Source organism: Pseudomonas sp. FJ2-5-13 (assembly GCF_029201605.1).
Lineage (GTDB): Bacteria > Pseudomonadota > Gammaproteobacteria > Pseudomonadales > Pseudomonadaceae > Aquipseudomonas > Aquipseudomonas lactis.
This window is the reverse complement of record NZ_CP104045.1, coordinates 718410-733274: the sequence shown is the minus strand read 5'-3', so window position 1 is coordinate 733274 and position 14865 is coordinate 718410. Positions and strand designations below refer to the sequence as shown.

Here is a 14865-nt window from a genome sequence, read left to right as displayed (position 1 = left end):
TCAACCCTGGTTGAGGAGCTGACGCAAGTCGATCACTGCAGCGTTTGCCCGGGAAATGTAGTTGGCCATCACCAGCGAATGGTTCGCCAGTACACCGAAGCCACTGCCATTAAGAATCATAGGACTCCAAACCGGTTCCTGCGAGGCCTCCAGCTCACGAATGATCTGGCGCACGCTGACGGTAGCGTTTTTCTTGGCCAGTACGTCGGCAAAGTCGACTTCGATGGCACGCAACAGATGGGACAGCGCCCACGCCTGGCCGCGCGCTTCGTAGAACACGTTGTCGATTTGCATCCATGGGGTTTCCACCACTTCTTCATCAACCTGCGGCACTTCACCCGGCGCCAGCGCCTCGGTTTTCAGCGCCGTGTTCAGCTTGACCCGGCCCACGCTAGCGGACAGGCGCTGGGACAGCGAGCCCAAACGGGTGGCCACATCGCCCAGCCAGTTGTTGAGGTTGTCGGCACGCGCATAAAACAGCGCGCCGCGCTGGTTCGGGTCAGACAGGCGCGCTTCGTAGCGGCTCAGGGAATTGATGCCTTCCTGGTATTCCGACTCACTGGACGGCAGCACCCAGCTCTTGTTATCGAAGTTGAAGCGCGGCTCGGCCTTGGCCAGGTCCGCGTCTTCAGCCGACTGCGACTGGGAGCGGGCAAAGTCTTTACGCAGGGCACGGGTGAGGTCACGCACCTGCACCAGCACGCCATATTCCCAGCTCGGCATGTTGTCCATCCACAAGCCCGGCGGGAAACGGTCGTTGGAAATATAACCGCCCGGTTTGTTCAGCAAGGTGCCGACCACGGTCTTGAGGGTTTCGACGGTGGTGTAGCCCACCACTATCTGCTTGCCTTCCTTCTCGGCGGCAAGCTGGGCGGTTTGCTGGACCGGAAACAGCGCCGGCTCCTGGCTCCAGTACCAACCCAGGCCACCGGTGACCAGCAGGTACAAGCCGATGATGCTGAGCAAAGCCCGGCTCATCAGCAGGTTGCGAAAATAGCTGCGGTTGGCCGACTTGGGCTCAGGGGCGGGGCCTTTGGCACTGCCTTCGCGGTTTTTCCAGTCCAGCATGGCGATATCCTTTCAATCACTTGAGTTCATGCACGTCAATTGTCCGGGTGCGTTCAGACATTCCGACCACAACCCTACCCCATCGTGCCCATCGGTGCGGGGCTTTTACACGAAAGTGGCGCACCGGGCCGCTTGGACTATAAAGGATGCACACCTTTTACGCTGGGCGACCAGCCGGTCAATAACTGAATCTCTGGCATGCAGACTTAATTGACGTATGACACTCATCTATCAGAAAAGAGGTGCTAGCATAGCGCCATCAGTCGACCTCAGCATGCACCCTCACAGTAGTCAGGATATGACCGAGTCAGAAGACCCCAGCCGCGAGCGTCTCAAGCAGCACTTTGCCCAGCGGGTAATTCATCAGGCACGTCAAATTCTTGAGATCTGGCAGCGCCTGCAGCGCAGCGAGTGGTCGAACGCCGACTTTTCCGAACTCAGCGAAGCCAACCTGCGCCTGCAGCGCTTCGCCGAACGCTTCGAACAGCCCGAACACACGCAACTGGCACGGCATATCAGTGAATCCCTGCAAGCCGTGGACGAGAACCGTGGCCGCCTGAGCAGCCAACTGATCACTGAGCTCAACCGCTTGATGCAACGCCTGTCCCGCACCGGCCTGCGCCAGGGCGACCAGCTTGAGCAAACCTTCCTGCCACCGATGCGCAAGCCGATCTACGTGATGCTCGCCGACCATGACCGCGCCGAGCGCCTGGCCAAGCAGCTCGAATTCTTTGGCATGAGCGCCCACGCTCTGGACAGCGTCGCCGCCTTTCGCGCGGCCATGGCCGAGCGTTTGCCGTCGGCGATCGTGATGGACGTGGACTTCTGCGGCACAGGCCTGGGCCTGAAGCTCGCCGCAGAAGCCCAAGAGGGCCTGGAGCACAAGCTGCCGCTGTTGTTTTTCAGCCTGCACGAAACCGACACCCCGACGCGCCTGGCCGCCGTGCGCGCCGGTGGCGAAGAGTTCCTGACCGGCACCCTGGAAGCTTCAAGCCTGCTGGAAAAGATCGAAGTGCTGACCTGCGCGGCCCAGTACGAACCATATAAAGTGCTGATCATCGACGACTCGCGGGCCCAGGCGCTGCACACCGAACGCCTGCTCAACAGTGCCGGGATTATCACCCGCACCTTGATCGAACCGATCCAGGCCATGGCCGAGCTGGCGGATTTCCAGCCCGACCTGATCATCCTCGATATGTACATGCCTGCCTGTACCGGCACCGAACTGGCCAAGGTGATTCGCCACAACGACCGCTACGTCAGCGTGCCGATCATCTACCTGTCGGCTGAGGACGACCTGGATAAACAGCTGGATGCGATGAGCGAGGGCGGTGACGATTTCCTCACCAAACCGATCAAGCCGCGTCACCTGATCACCACTGTGCGCAACCGTGCCTCGCGTGCGCGCAACTTGAAGGCACGGATGGTGCGCGACAGCCTCACCGGGCTGTACAACCACACGCATATCCTGCAACTGCTCGAAGATTGCAGCTTCCGCGCCCGCCGCGAGAACAAGCCTCTTAGCTTTGCCATGCTCGATATCGACCACTTCAAGCGCGTCAATGACAGCCACGGCCACCCCATGGGCGACCGGGTGATCAAGAGCCTGGCACTGTTTCTCAAGCAGCGTTTGCGCAAGACCGATTACATCGGCCGCTACGGCGGTGAAGAGTTCGCCATCGTGATGCCCGACACCGACCTGGAATCGGCCTGCAAGGTGCTGGACGACATTCGCCGGCGCTTTGCAGAAATCCACTACCCCGCACAACCGCAGGATTTGTGGTGCACCTTCAGCGCCGGCCTGGTGGAGCTGTGCGACGATTCCGACAGCCTGATGATGGCTGCTCAGGCTGACGAAGCGCTGTACCGCGCCAAGGACGCCGGACGCAACCGGGTGCAAGCCGCTCGCACATCAAAGCAAAGTGCCATCTTTTCACCAGAATCCACCGATTCGGTCATAACGCTGTAATACAAACGCAATAAATTCAGGCGCTTATCTCTTGCCGTCGGTTGAAACCCCGCATGCGCCTGAAGCTGCTGACCAATCTCAATACCCTTCTGCTGGTGGCCGTGTGCCTGGCGCTCGGGGCGACGCTGTGGTGGTCGCAACGGGCACTGGAGCGCCCGTACTTGTTGATGGAGCGCTACCTGGGTTTGTCCCAGGTCTTTCAAAACCAGGCTGCCCGTAACATCGAGGACTACTTGGCCAGCGGCGATGCCCTGCGCCTGAGCAGTGCCACCCAGAGCCTGGAAAGCCTGCAACTGCAGCTAGCGCAACTGCCGCCCGAATTGGCGCAAAACCTACGCCCCAGCCTTATGGACCTGGAGACCTTCAGCAAGACCGACCTGTTGGCCGCCGGTAAATTGGCTGGCGACCCGCAAGCCCTGTTGCTGCAAGCCGAACGTGAACTGGGCGCGAACCTGGAACAACTGAGCCAGTACGCCAGCGGCATCAATTCTGCGGAGGCTGCGCGTTATATGCCGCCATTGCTCGCCGCCTCGCAGCATCTGGGCAAACTGTCCCTGGCCCGCGACAAGCTCGTGAGCAGCGGGCGCGCCGAGTTGGCTGCGGATGTCGAGCGCGAAGTGACCCACCTGAGAACCCAGGCCGACCTGCTCGGGCAACTGCCCTTATTGGGTATAAAGGCCAGCGCAGAATCCAACACCGACGATTTTTCCGCGTTGATGGGCCTGGAAAACACCGAAAAAACCGAAGCCCAGGACACCGGCGTTGACCTCAAGCGCGAGCTCAACAGCCTGTTGACCCGCTACCCCGCCGAGCTGCAGCGCACCCGTAAGCAGATTCAGCAACGCACTGACCTTGCCGCCAGCACCCACCTGAAAATCACCAACGTGCAACAAGCCATCGCCGGCCTCGAACCCGTGGTGCGCGCGCAACATGCGAAGATTCAGGGCGAAGTGCGCGTGATACAAGGCGTAATGATTGGCCTGATCCTGCTGATCGCATTGCTGATCGACACCTTGCAACGGCGCCTGGCGCGCGTGTTGACCAACCTGGCGCCGGCCTTGTCGACCTGGGCCGAAGGCGACTTCAGCCAACCGATCGCCCTGGGCAAGACCAACCGCGAGCTGCACGATATCGAGGCCTCCCTCAACCGCCTGCGCGCCTACCTGGTGGACCTGGTCGGCACCATCCGTGGCAATGCCGAAGAAGTGGCGGGCAGCAGCCGCGCCCTGGCCGAACTGAGCAGCGGCCTGCACGACGGCGCCGAACGCCAGGCCGGCGACACCGCGCAAATCCGTGATTCCCTGGGCGAGCTGGAAGCCACCATCCAGCAAGTCGCAGGCGATGCCAGCCAGGCCGCCGGCGCCAGTCGCAGTGCGGGCCAGGCCGTGGAGCAAGGCCAGCGCGTGATCGGCCTGAGCCTCACCGGGCTGCATGCGCTGGTGGGCGAAGTGCAGCAAAACGCGCAGATGATCGAGAAACTTGCCGAAGAGTCCGCCACCATCGGCGGCGTGCTCACGGTGATCCGCTCGATTGCCGACCAGACCAACCTGCTGGCGCTCAACGCCGCCATCGAAGCCGCCCGCGCCGGTGAGGCCGGGCGTGGTTTCGCCGTAGTGGCCGACGAAGTACGCTCCCTGGCCCAGCGTACCGCCGGTGCTACCGCCGAAATCCAGGGCCTGATCGCCGGCCTGCAAACCGCCGCGCACCAGTCGGTAGAAGGCATGCGCGCCCAGGTCGAACACGCCGAAGCCACCGCCCAGCAAGCCCAGGCGGCGGATGGCGCGCTGGATGAAATCGTCGGCGCGATCCAGACCATCTCGGATACCGCCGTACGTATTGCCGATGTGACCGCACAGCAGAGTGGCGCCGTGAGCGAGATACGCGACAACAGTGAGCGGATTCATCAATTGGGTGAGGATAATTTGCTGCGTATTGGCCAGGGCCGCAGCCAAGGCGAGCACCTGCTGGTGCTGGGCGGGCAACTGACTACCGCCGTGCAAGCCTTTCGCGTCTAACCCGATATCCCGCCCGGTGTAGACCAAACGTGGGAGCGGGCTTGCTCGCGAATGCGGTGTGTCAGTCAATGCATCTTTAGCTGATCCACCGCTTTCGCGAGCAAGCCCGCTCCCACAATGGGTCTCCAGCGATCTCAGTGCCGTATCAGCGATGACTGGATCTGAAACCACAGTCACAAATTTTGCGCAATCCTCGCTAATCGTGCCGGCTACTGCATAGAACTGGACAGTCACAAAGGCTTTGCGGCATAGTCGCCGGGTTCTGACGCACCCACACCAATAACAAGGAACAGCCAATGGCGACCTTACTGGTTCTTCACGGACCCAACCTGAACCTGCTTGGCACCCGCGAACCGGGCGTCTACGGGGCAGTGACCCTCGACCAGATCAACCTCGACCTGGAACGACGGGCACGTGAAGCCGGCCACCATTTGCTCTACCTGCAAAGCAATGCCGAGTATGAATTGATTGATCGCATCCATGCCGCGCGCGGCGAAGGCGTGGACTTTATTCTGATCAATCCCGCCGCTTTTACGCACACAAGCGTTGCATTACGTGACGCGCTGCTGGCGGTGAGCATCCCATTCATCGAAGTGCATTTATCGAACGTGCACAAACGCGAAGCTTTCCGCCATCACTCTTACTTCTCCGACGTAGCGGTAGGAGTGATCTGCGGCCTTGGCGCCAGCGGTTACCGACTGGCCCTGGAGGCCGCCCTGGAACACATTGAAGAACAGGCTAAACGCCCCTGACCGCCCCTTGGGAGTTGATGATTCATGGATATCCGTAAAGTTAAGAAACTGATCGAACTGCTGGAAGAATCCGGTATCGACGAGCTGGAAATCAAGGAAGGCGAAGAGTCCGTACGGATCAGCCGTCACAGCAAGACCCCGGCCCAACAGTTCTACGCGCCACAGATGCAAGCGCCGGCTCCAGCCGCTGCTGCTCCGGCTGCCGCACCTGCCGCCGCCGCTGCGCCTGCCGCCCCAGCCGCGCCCGCGCTGAACGGCTTCGTGGTCAAGTCGCCAATGGTCGGTACGTTCTACCGCACCCCGGCACCGACCTCGCCAGCCTTCGTTGAAGTGGGCAAGACCGTGAAAGTGGGCGACACCATCTGCATCGTTGAAGCGATGAAAATGATGAACCACATCACCGCGGAAAAAGCCGGCGTCATTGAATCCATCCTGGTAGAAAACGGTCAGCCGGTTGAGTACGACCAGCCGCTGTTCACCATCGTTTGAACCGCGGAGCGCCTTCGATGTTGAAACCTGCGAAGAAACTGCAAAAAGTCCTGATCGCCAACCGCGGCGAGATCGCGCTGCGTATCCTGCGCGCCTGTAAGGAAGAGGGCATCAAGACCGTCGCTGTTTACTCGACGGCCGATACCGAATTGATGCACGTGAAACTGGCGGACGAAAGCATCTGCATCGGCCCGCCACTGGCCACGAACTCGTACCTGAAAGTCTCGAACATCATCGCCGCGGCAGAAGTGACCGGCGCTGATGGCATCCACCCAGGCTACGGCTTCCTCGCGGAAAACGCCGATTTTGCCGAACAGGTGGAAAAATCCGGGTTTGCCTTCATCGGCCCCAAAGCCGAAACCATTCGCCTGATGGGCGACAAGGTATCGGCCAAGGACGCCATGATCGCGGCCGGCGTGCCAACCGTTCCAGGCTCCGACGGCCCGCTACCTGAAGACGAAGAAACCGCTCTGCGCATTGGTCGCGAAGTCGGCTACCCGGTGATCATCAAGGCCGCCGGTGGCGGTGGTGGTCGCGGCATGCGCGTGGTGCACAAGGAAGAAGACCTGATCGAAGCCGCCAAGCAGACCCGCTCCGAAGCGGGCGCCTGGTTCGGCAACCCGATGGTCTACCTGGAGAAGTACCTGACCAACCCACGTCACGTGGAAGTCCAGGTGCTGTCCGACGGCCAGGGCCACGCCATCCACCTGGGCGACCGCGATTGCTCGCTGCAACGTCGTCACCAGAAGGTTTTGGAAGAAGCTCCGGCTCCGGGCCTGGACGAGAAAGCCCGCCAGGAAGTGCTGGCACGCTGCGTCAAGGCGTGCATCGACATCAACTACCGTGGCGCCGGCACCTTCGAGTTCCTCTACGAGAACGGCCGCTTCTACTTCATCGAGATGAACACTCGTGTGCAGGTAGAGCACCCGGTATCGGAGATGGTCACCGGTATCGACATCGTCAAGGAGATGCTGAGCATCGCCGCCGGTAACGTGCTGTCCTTCACCCAGGACGACGTGAAGATGCACGGCCACTCCCTGGAGTGCCGCATCAACGCCGAAGACCCGAAAACGTTTATCCCAAGCCCTGGCCTGGTCAAGCATTTCCACGCGCCCGGCGGCAACGGCGTACGTGTGGATTCGCACCTGTACAGCGGCTACAAGGTTCCGTCCAACTACGACTCGCTGATCGGCAAGCTGATCACCTGGGGCGCCACTCGCGACGAGGCCATGGCCCGTATGCGCAATGCCCTGGACGAAATCGTGGTAGACGGCATCAAAACCAACATCCCGCTGCATCGGGACCTGGTTCGTGATGAAGGCTTCTGCGAAGGTGGTGTGAACATTCACTACCTGGAACACAAGCTGGCCAACCAGTAAGTGCTCCACCCAACAAAACCGCCTTCGGGCGGTTTTGTTGTTTGTGGGCCACCGAAACCCTGTGGGAGCTGGCTTGCCTGCGATGGCATCGCCTCGGTCTGGCAGAAAAACCGAGGTGCCTGCATCGCGGGCAAGCCCGGCTCCCACACAAGCACCACATTTTGACCGGGTGCAGTCAGTGGTGTCGTCTTCTGCCCGCTGCTCGCGTAAACTTGCGCGCTTTCGCGGCCTGCCCGCCGCACATTCATTTTTTTCAAAGGTGCCCGCCATGCCTTGGCTGCAAGTCCGTCTCGCCATCAGCCCAGAACAAGCCGAAACCTACGAAGACGCGTTCCTCGAAGTGGGCGCCGTGTCGGTGACCTTCATGGACGCCGAAGACCAGCCGATCTTCGAACCGGAACTCAATACCACGCCGCTGTGGTCCCACACCCATTTGCTGGCCCTGTTCGAAGACGGCACCGACGCCGCTGCCGTGCTGGCCCATATGGAACTGCTCACCGGCGGCCCGCTGCCCGAGCATCACAGCGAAGTCATCGAAGACCAGGACTGGGAACGCAGCTGGATGGATAACTTCCAGCCCATGCGCTTCGGCCAGCGCCTGTGGATCGTGCCAAGCTGGCACGCCGCTCCCGAGCCAGAAGCGGTGAACCTGCTGCTGGACCCGGGCCTGGCGTTCGGCACCGGCACCCACCCCACCACCGCCCTGTGCCTGGAATGGCTGGACGGCCAGGATCTGACCGACAGCAACGTCCTGGACTTCGGCTGCGGTTCGGGGATTTTGGCAATCGCCGCCCTGCTGCTGGGCGCCAAGGAGGCCGTGGGCACCGATATCGACGTGCAGGCCCTGGAAGCCTCACGCGATAACGCCGGGCGCAACAACATTGCCGAAGGCAAATTCCCACTCTACCTGCCTGAAGATCTGCCCCAGGTTCAGGCCGATGTACTGGTGGCCAATATCCTCGCCGGGCCACTGGTGTCGCTGGCGCCGCAACTGTCGAGCCTGGTCAAGCCGGGCGGGCGCCTGGCGCTGTCGGGCATCCTCGCCGAGCAAGGTGAAGACGTGGCGGCGGCCTACGCCAAGGACTTCGAGCTGGACCCGATCGCCAACCGTGATGGCTGGGTACGCATCAGCGGTCGTCGGCGCTAGAATGAGCGCTTGCCTGAATCGGATGGCCGCATGACCGACAGTTTCGTCACCCAGTGCCCACATTGCCAATCGCGCTTTCGCGTCAACCATGCTCAATTGAGCGTGGCCCGCGGCGTGGTGCGTTGCGGCTCGTGCCTGCAAGTGTTCAACGCCGCTCGCCAGTTGCTGGAGCAACGGGCCCAGGCGTCTGCGCCGGAACCTGAAGTGCCGACCACCGCTGAGCCGGCCGTCGAACCGACTGGCGAAGCACCTCCCGAACCACCGCGGGCCATCAGCCAGAAACAGTGGACGGCCGAAGAGCTGGACCTGGATAACCTGGACAAGGAACTGGCCAAGCTGGAACGTCGCGAGATTCAGCACACCCAGGCCGTGGGCGCAGAACGTCGCCAGCCAGGTGCCGACCGTCGGCAAAAGGAAGAGTCCTTCAGCGCCAGCCGCGATACGGTCAAGGCCGAGGAAGAAAAATGGGCGGCCAGCCTGTTCAGTGAGCCACCCGAAGAGCGCACCCAGGCACCAGCGGAAGAGCCCGAGCCGGCCAAGGCGCCTGCGTCCAAACAGCGCACCGAACCGTCCATGTCGGCCCACACCGACGACCTCGATGACGAACCGGCGCTGCACACCACCGCCGAGGATGAAGATCTCGACCCGCCGCTGACGCCCACCCTCGACGAGCCGGAACCCGAAGACCGCGCGCAGCCACGACGCAAGCGCGCACGAACGGAGGCCGGCGTACATGACGAACTGCTCCAGGACCTGGAAGACGACCCCCTGCACTTGTATGCGCAGAAGCGTCCGTCAGGCTGGGGCCGCCGCCTGGCCTGGATAGTGCTGGTGGTACTGGCCGCCGCCGGCCTGGCCTGCCAGTACATCGCTTACCAATTCGACGATCTGGCCCGCCAGGACGCCTACCGCCCGTGGTTCCAGGCGCTGTGCCCGAAACTGGGATGCACCGTGCCATCGCGGGTCGACATTACCCATATCAAGAGCAGCAACCTGGTGGTGCGCAGCCATCCCGAGTTCGCCGGGGCGCTGGTGGTGGATGCCATCCTCTATAACCGCGCGACCTTCTCCCAGCCCTTCCCGCTGCTGGAGCTACGCTTTGCGGACCTGAACGGCGGCCTGATTGCCAGTCGTCGCTTCAAGCCCGCCGAATACCTGAGCGGCGAGTTGGCCGGCGTGAGCGAAATGCCCTCGCAGACGCCGATCCACATCTCCCTGGACATCCTGGACCCCGGCAACAAAGCCGTGAATTACAGCCTGAGCTTCCATTCGCCCGAGTGAAACGGCGTGCCCACCGAGGTTTGACGGCGGATTATTGACTTGGCCGCCGTCGACCAAACCGATGGCGATAAAAAAGTAACTGTTCAGATTTTATCCAATTCAGCCTTTAACCAGTCATCGAGAGCGGGTATCATGCCAACCCTTTTTCGAACTCTAATGATCCGGCCCCACAACAGGGAAGTCCTATGTCGGCGGTACGCATCGGCCCATACACATTGCAAAACGGCTTGATCCTCGCCCCGATGGCGGGTGTCACCGACCAGCCCTTTCGTCAGCTGTGCAAGCGTTTGGGCGCGGGTCTAGTAGTCTCTGAAATGGTTACCAGCGACATGAGTTTGTGGAACACCCGCAAGTCGCGGATGCGCATGATCCACGAAGGTGATCCCGAGCCACGCTCGGTGCAGATCGCCGGTGGCGATGCGCAGATGCTGGCGGATGCAGCCCGGGCCAACGTGGAGCTGGGTGCACAGATCATCGATATCAACATGGGCTGCCCGGCCAAGAAGGTCTGCAACAAGGCCGCCGGTTCCGCACTGCTGAAAGATGAGCAGTTGGTCGCCGAGATCCTGCAGGCCGTTGTCGGCGCAGTGGATGTGCCGGTGACCCTGAAGATTCGTACCGGTTGGGACCGGGACAACAAGAATGGCCTGACGGTGGCGAAGATCGCTGAACAGGCAGGTATTACAGCGCTGGCGGTGCATGGCCGCACCCGCGCCGACCTTTACACCGGTGAAGCCGAGTACGACACCATTGCCGCGATCAAGCAGGCCGTGTCGATGCCCGTCTTTGCCAATGGCGACATCGACAGTGCCGAGAAAGCCCGGCGCGTGCTGCACGCGACCGGTGCCGATGGTTTGTTGATTGGCCGGGCCGCCCAGGGGCGGCCGTGGATTTTTCGTGAAATCGAGCATTTCCTGCGTACCGGTGAAGTCTTGCCGGCACCAGAGTTGGTCGAGGTGGAACGTATTCTGCTAGAGCATCTGGCCGCCCTGCACGCCTTCTATGGGGACGTGATGGGAGTACGCATTGCTCGCAAGCATGTCGGCTGGTATCTCGCCACCTTGCCGGGCGCCAAGGAATTCCGCGCTCAGTTCAATCGTTTGGATGAAACGCAGGCACAGGTCGCCACCGTTCGTGAGTTCTTCGCCGGACGCGACAAGAGCCTGGGAACAGGGGATGGAGAAGGGGTGGCCGCATGACGATGATGACCGAGACTTTAGTGAGTGGAACAACACCCGTGAGCGACAACGTCAATTTGAAACAGCACCTCAACACGCCGAGCGAAGAAGGCCAGACCCTTCGCGGGAGTGTCGAGAAGGCGCTGCACAATTATTTCGCCCACCTTGAGGGCGCTTCCGTCACGGATGTGTACAACCTGGTGCTCTCCGAAGTCGAGGCGCCCTTGCTCGAAAGCGTGATGAACTACGTCAAGGGCAACCAGACCAAAGCCAGTGAGCTGCTGGGCCTCAACCGTGGCACCTTGCGCAAAAAGCTCAAGCAGTACGATTTGCTGTAAGCATTCAATCAAACCAGAAAGGCGCCCGCGTAAAACCGGTCGCCTTTTTTGCTGACTTCCTTTGCTTTTGATGGAAATTGAGATGACCGACCAGACCACCCGCCTGCCGATCCGCCGCGCCTTGATCAGTGTTTCCGACAAGACCGGGATCCTCGAATTTGCCCGGGAGCTGGAAGCCCTGGGTGTGGAAATCCTCTCCACGGGCGGGACCTTCAAACTGCTGCAGGACAACGGCGTGGCCGCAGTAGAAGTCGCGGACTACACCGGTTTCGCAGAAATGATGGACGGTCGCGTCAAGACCCTGCACCCGAAAATCCACGGCGGCATCCTCGGCCGTCGCGGTATCGACGACGCCATCATGACCGAGCACGGCATCAAGCCGATCGACCTGGTGGCCGTTAACCTCTACCCGTTCGAAGCCACCATCAACAAGCCAGGTTGCGACCTGCCGACCGCCATCGAAAACATCGATATCGGCGGCCCGACCATGGTGCGCTCGGCGGCCAAGAACCATAAAGACGTGGCCATCGTGGTCAACGCCAGCGATTACGCCAGCGTCCTGGAAAACCTCAAGGCCGGTGGCCTGACCTACGCCCAGCGCTTCGACCTGATGCTCAAAGCGTTCGAACACACCGCCGCCTATGACGGCATGATCGCCAACTACATGGGCACCGTGAACCAGGCGGCGCCAACCTTGAGCACAGAAGGCCGCAGCCAGTTCCCGCGCACCTTCAACAGCCAGTTCATCAAGGCCCAGGAAATGCGCTACGGCGAGAACCCGCACCAGAGCGCGGCGTTCTACGTGGAAGCCAAGCCGGCCGAAGTGGGCATCGCCACCGCCACTCAGTTGCAAGGCAAGGAACTCTCCTACAACAACGTGGCCGACACTGACGCTGCGCTGGAATGTGTGAAGAGCTTCGTCAAGCCGGCCTGCGTGATCGTCAAGCACGCCAACCCGTGTGGCGTGGCCGTCAGCCCGGACGCTGAAGGCGGTATCCGCCAGGCGTACGAACTGGCCTACGCCACCGACACCGAATCCGCATTCGGCGGCATCATCGCCTTCAACCGCGAGCTGGATGCCGAGACCGCCAAGGCCATCGTCGAGCGCCAGTTCGTCGAAGTGATCATCGCCCCGAGCGTCAGCGAAGAAGCCCGCGCCATCGTCGCCGCCAAAGCCAACGTGCGCCTGCTGGCCTGTGGCGAGTGGTCGGCAGACCGCGCCGCGGCCTGGGACTACAAGCGCGTCAATGGCGGCCTGCTGGTACAGAGCCGCGACATTGGCATGATCGGCAGCGATGATTTGAAAGTCGTGACCAAGCGCGCGCCGACCGAGCAAGAGATCAACGACCTGATCTTCGCCTGGAAAGTGGCCAAGTACGTCAAGTCCAACGCCATCGTCTACGCCAAGAACCGTCAGACCATCGGTGTCGGCGCCGGCCAGATGAGCCGTGTGAACTCGGCACGTATCGCCGCGATCAAGGCAGAACACGCCGGTTTGCAGGTGGTGGGGTCGGTGATGGCATCCGATGCGTTCTTCCCGTTCCGTGACGGCCTGGACAACGCCGCGAAAGCAGGCGTGACTGCCGTGATCCAACCGGGCGGCTCGATGCGTGATGCAGAAGTCATCGCCGCCGCTGATGAAGCGGGCATTGCGATGGTCTTCACCGGCATGCGCCACTTCCGCCACTGATTGACTGGATCTTTAGCGGGCACTGGCTTCATGTGGGAGCTGGCTTGCCTGCGATGGCATCACCTCGGTGCAACTGACACACCGAGGTGCCCGCATCGCAGGCAAGCCAGCTCCCACAGGAAAACAGCCAACAGTGCCCCCACGAATTTGCTCCATCCGAGGTTTTTGAAATGAATGTTTTGATCATTGGCAGCGGTGGCCGTGAACACGCCCTGGCCTGGAAAGTAGCCCAGGACCCACGCGTGCAGAAAGTCTTCGTGGCCCCCGGCAACGCCGGTACCGCCATCGAAGCCAAGTGCGAAAACGTCGCCATCGACGTGCTGGCCCTGGAGCAGTTGGCAGATTTTGCCGAGAAGAATGTTTCCCTGACCATCGTCGGCCCGGAAGTGCCGCTGGTAGCAGGTGTTGTTGATCTGTTCCGCAGCCGTGGCCTGGATTGCTTCGGCCCTACCGCTGGCGCCGCCCAGCTGGAAGGTTCGAAAGCCTTCACCAAGGACTTCCTGGCTCGCCACAAGATCCCGACGGCCGATTACCAGAACTTCACCGAGATTGAGCCGGCCTTGGCTTACCTGCGTGAGAAAGGCGCACCGATCGTGATCAAGGCCGATGGCCTGGCTGCCGGTAAAGGCGTGATCGTCGCCATGACCCTGCAGGAAGCCGAAGACGCCGTGCGCGACATGCTCGCCGGCAATGCCTTTGGTGACGCGGGTTCGCGTGTGGTCATCGAGGAATTCCTCGACGGCGAAGAAGCCAGCTTTATCGTGATGGTCGACGGCAAGAATGTATTGCCAATGGCCACCAGCCAGGACCACAAGCGCGTCGGCAACGGCGACAGCGGCCCGAACACCGGCGGCATGGGTGCCTACTCCCCGGCACCAGTGGTCACCGCCGACGTGCACCAGCGCGTCATGGACCTGGTGATCTGGCCAACCGTGCGTGGCATGGCCGATGAAGGCAACGTGTACACCGGTTTCCTTTACGCCGGCCTGATGATCGACAAAGCCGGTAACCCGAAAGTCATCGAGTTCAACTGCCGTTTCGGCGATCCGGAAACCCAACCGGTGATGCTGCGCCTGCAATCGAGCCTGGTGCTGCTGGTGGAAGCCGCCCTCGCCCAGGCCCTGGACAAGGTCGAAGCGCAATGGGACCCACGCCCGAGCGTCGGCATCGTGCTGGCGGCCGGTGGCTACCCTGCCGACTACGCCAAGGGCGATGTGATCGAAGGCCTCGACGCGGCCGCTGCGCTGGAAGGCAAGGTCTTCCATGCCGGCACCGCGCTCAAGGACGACAAAGTTGTAACCGCCGGTGGCCGCGTATTGTGCGCCACCGCGATGGGTGCCAGTGTCGATGCCGCGCAACAACAGGCGTACAAACTGGCGGCGAAAATCGACTGGAAGGGCTGCTTCTACCGCACCGACATTGGCTACCGTGCCATTGCCCGCGAACGTGGTGAGAACAACTGAGCAGCTACACTTGCAGTAGCTATCCGTTCGGTTAGGTGAGGGCCTTTGGCCCTTGCCGTACCCTGTCGCCCCGCGCATAGTTAACCCGTGCATCCA

The 14865-nt window shown here is 61.6% G+C and carries 12 protein-coding genes; 11 read left to right on the top strand and 1 reads right to left on the bottom strand.

Annotated elements, in window-relative coordinates:
- Entirely contained in the window at positions 1-1068 is a 1068-nt protein-coding gene (locus tag N2A98_RS03155; RefSeq protein ID WP_032893759.1) for a DUF2333 family protein, read from the bottom strand.
- A gap of 298 nt (positions 1069-1366) precedes the next feature.
- On the opposite strand from N2A98_RS03155, the gene N2A98_RS03150 reads away from it, so the two are divergent.
- From N2A98_RS03150 to purD, 11 genes are all read left to right on the top strand, one after another.
- A complete protein-coding gene (locus tag N2A98_RS03150) occupies positions 1367-3037 on the top strand; it encodes a PleD family two-component system response regulator (RefSeq protein ID WP_019818274.1) in 1671 nt (556 codons plus the stop codon).
- A gap of 53 nt (positions 3038-3090) precedes the next feature.
- Complete coding sequence (locus N2A98_RS03145; protein ID WP_275623009.1) at positions 3091-5052, top strand: methyl-accepting chemotaxis protein; 1962 nt, start codon at positions 3091-3093, stop codon at positions 5050-5052.
- A gap of 296 nt (positions 5053-5348) precedes the next feature.
- Positions 5349-5804, top strand: coding sequence for a type II 3-dehydroquinate dehydratase (gene aroQ, locus N2A98_RS03140; protein WP_014716732.1), 456 nt, complete (start codon positions 5349-5351; stop codon positions 5802-5804).
- 24 nt (positions 5805-5828) lie between these two features.
- Positions 5829-6293: an acetyl-CoA carboxylase biotin carboxyl carrier protein gene (gene accB, locus N2A98_RS03135; RefSeq protein ID WP_003188191.1), complete on the top strand. Its 465-nt coding sequence runs from the start codon at positions 5829-5831 to the stop codon at positions 6291-6293.
- A 17-nt stretch (positions 6294-6310) separates the two neighbouring features.
- Entirely contained in the window at positions 6311-7672 is a 1362-nt protein-coding gene (accC, locus tag N2A98_RS03130; RefSeq protein ID WP_003188188.1) for an acetyl-CoA carboxylase biotin carboxylase subunit, read from the top strand.
- Positions 7673-7940: 268 nt separating this feature from the next.
- The gene (prmA, locus tag N2A98_RS03125; RefSeq protein WP_044271100.1) at positions 7941-8819 is read left to right on the top strand and encodes a 50S ribosomal protein L11 methyltransferase; all 879 of its coding nucleotides are present in this window, start codon (positions 7941-7943) and stop codon (positions 8817-8819) included.
- Between the two features lie 30 nt (positions 8820-8849).
- Positions 8850-10100 carry a DUF3426 domain-containing protein gene (locus N2A98_RS03120; protein ID WP_275623008.1) on the top strand — a complete coding sequence of 417 codons (1251 nt, stop codon included), beginning with the start codon at positions 8850-8852 and terminating at the stop codon, positions 10098-10100.
- Between the two features lie 185 nt (positions 10101-10285).
- Positions 10286-11299, top strand: coding sequence for a tRNA dihydrouridine synthase DusB (gene dusB, locus N2A98_RS03115; RefSeq protein WP_034126416.1), 1014 nt, complete (start codon positions 10286-10288; stop codon positions 11297-11299).
- The gene (gene fis, locus N2A98_RS03110; protein ID WP_002555375.1) at positions 11296-11616 is read left to right on the top strand and encodes a DNA-binding transcriptional regulator Fis; all 321 of its coding nucleotides are present in this window, start codon (positions 11296-11298) and stop codon (positions 11614-11616) included. The genes dusB and fis overlap by 4 nt, the downstream gene beginning before the upstream one ends.
- A gap of 82 nt (positions 11617-11698) precedes the next feature.
- Positions 11699-13306, top strand: coding sequence for a bifunctional phosphoribosylaminoimidazolecarboxamide formyltransferase/IMP cyclohydrolase (gene purH, locus N2A98_RS03105; protein WP_003188169.1), 1608 nt, complete (start codon positions 11699-11701; stop codon positions 13304-13306).
- Positions 13307-13476: 170 nt separating this feature from the next.
- The gene (gene purD / locus N2A98_RS03100; RefSeq protein ID WP_078802417.1) at positions 13477-14769 is read left to right on the top strand and encodes a phosphoribosylamine--glycine ligase; all 1293 of its coding nucleotides are present in this window, start codon (positions 13477-13479) and stop codon (positions 14767-14769) included.
- The last annotated feature ends 96 nt before the right edge of the window (positions 14770-14865 follow it).

What these genes read in the sequence shown, in the direction of transcription:
- N2A98_RS03145 (WP_275623009.1), top strand. Translation starts at nt 3,091, where the DNA reads ATGCGCCTGAAGCTGCTGACCAATCTCAATACCCTTCTGCTGGTGGCC.
- N2A98_RS03155 (WP_032893759.1), bottom strand. Translation starts at nt 1,068, where the DNA reads ATGCTGGACTGGAAAAACCGCGAAGGCAGTGCCAAAGGCCCCGCCCCT.
- purH (WP_003188169.1), top strand. Translation starts at nt 11,699, where the DNA reads ATGACCGACCAGACCACCCGCCTGCCGATCCGCCGCGCCTTGATCAGT.
- dusB (WP_034126416.1), top strand. Translation starts at nt 10,286, where the DNA reads ATGTCGGCGGTACGCATCGGCCCATACACATTGCAAAACGGCTTGATC.
- N2A98_RS03120 (WP_275623008.1), top strand. Translation starts at nt 8,850, where the DNA reads ATGACCGACAGTTTCGTCACCCAGTGCCCACATTGCCAATCGCGCTTT.
- accB (WP_003188191.1), top strand. Translation starts at nt 5,829, where the DNA reads ATGGATATCCGTAAAGTTAAGAAACTGATCGAACTGCTGGAAGAATCC.
- N2A98_RS03150 (WP_019818274.1), top strand. Translation starts at nt 1,367, where the DNA reads ATGACCGAGTCAGAAGACCCCAGCCGCGAGCGTCTCAAGCAGCACTTT.
- prmA (WP_044271100.1), top strand. Translation starts at nt 7,941, where the DNA reads ATGCCTTGGCTGCAAGTCCGTCTCGCCATCAGCCCAGAACAAGCCGAA.
- accC (WP_003188188.1), top strand. Translation starts at nt 6,311, where the DNA reads ATGTTGAAACCTGCGAAGAAACTGCAAAAAGTCCTGATCGCCAACCGC.
- fis (WP_002555375.1), top strand. Translation starts at nt 11,296, where the DNA reads ATGACGATGATGACCGAGACTTTAGTGAGTGGAACAACACCCGTGAGC.
- aroQ (WP_014716732.1), top strand. Translation starts at nt 5,349, where the DNA reads ATGGCGACCTTACTGGTTCTTCACGGACCCAACCTGAACCTGCTTGGC.
- purD (WP_078802417.1), top strand. Translation starts at nt 13,477, where the DNA reads ATGAATGTTTTGATCATTGGCAGCGGTGGCCGTGAACACGCCCTGGCC.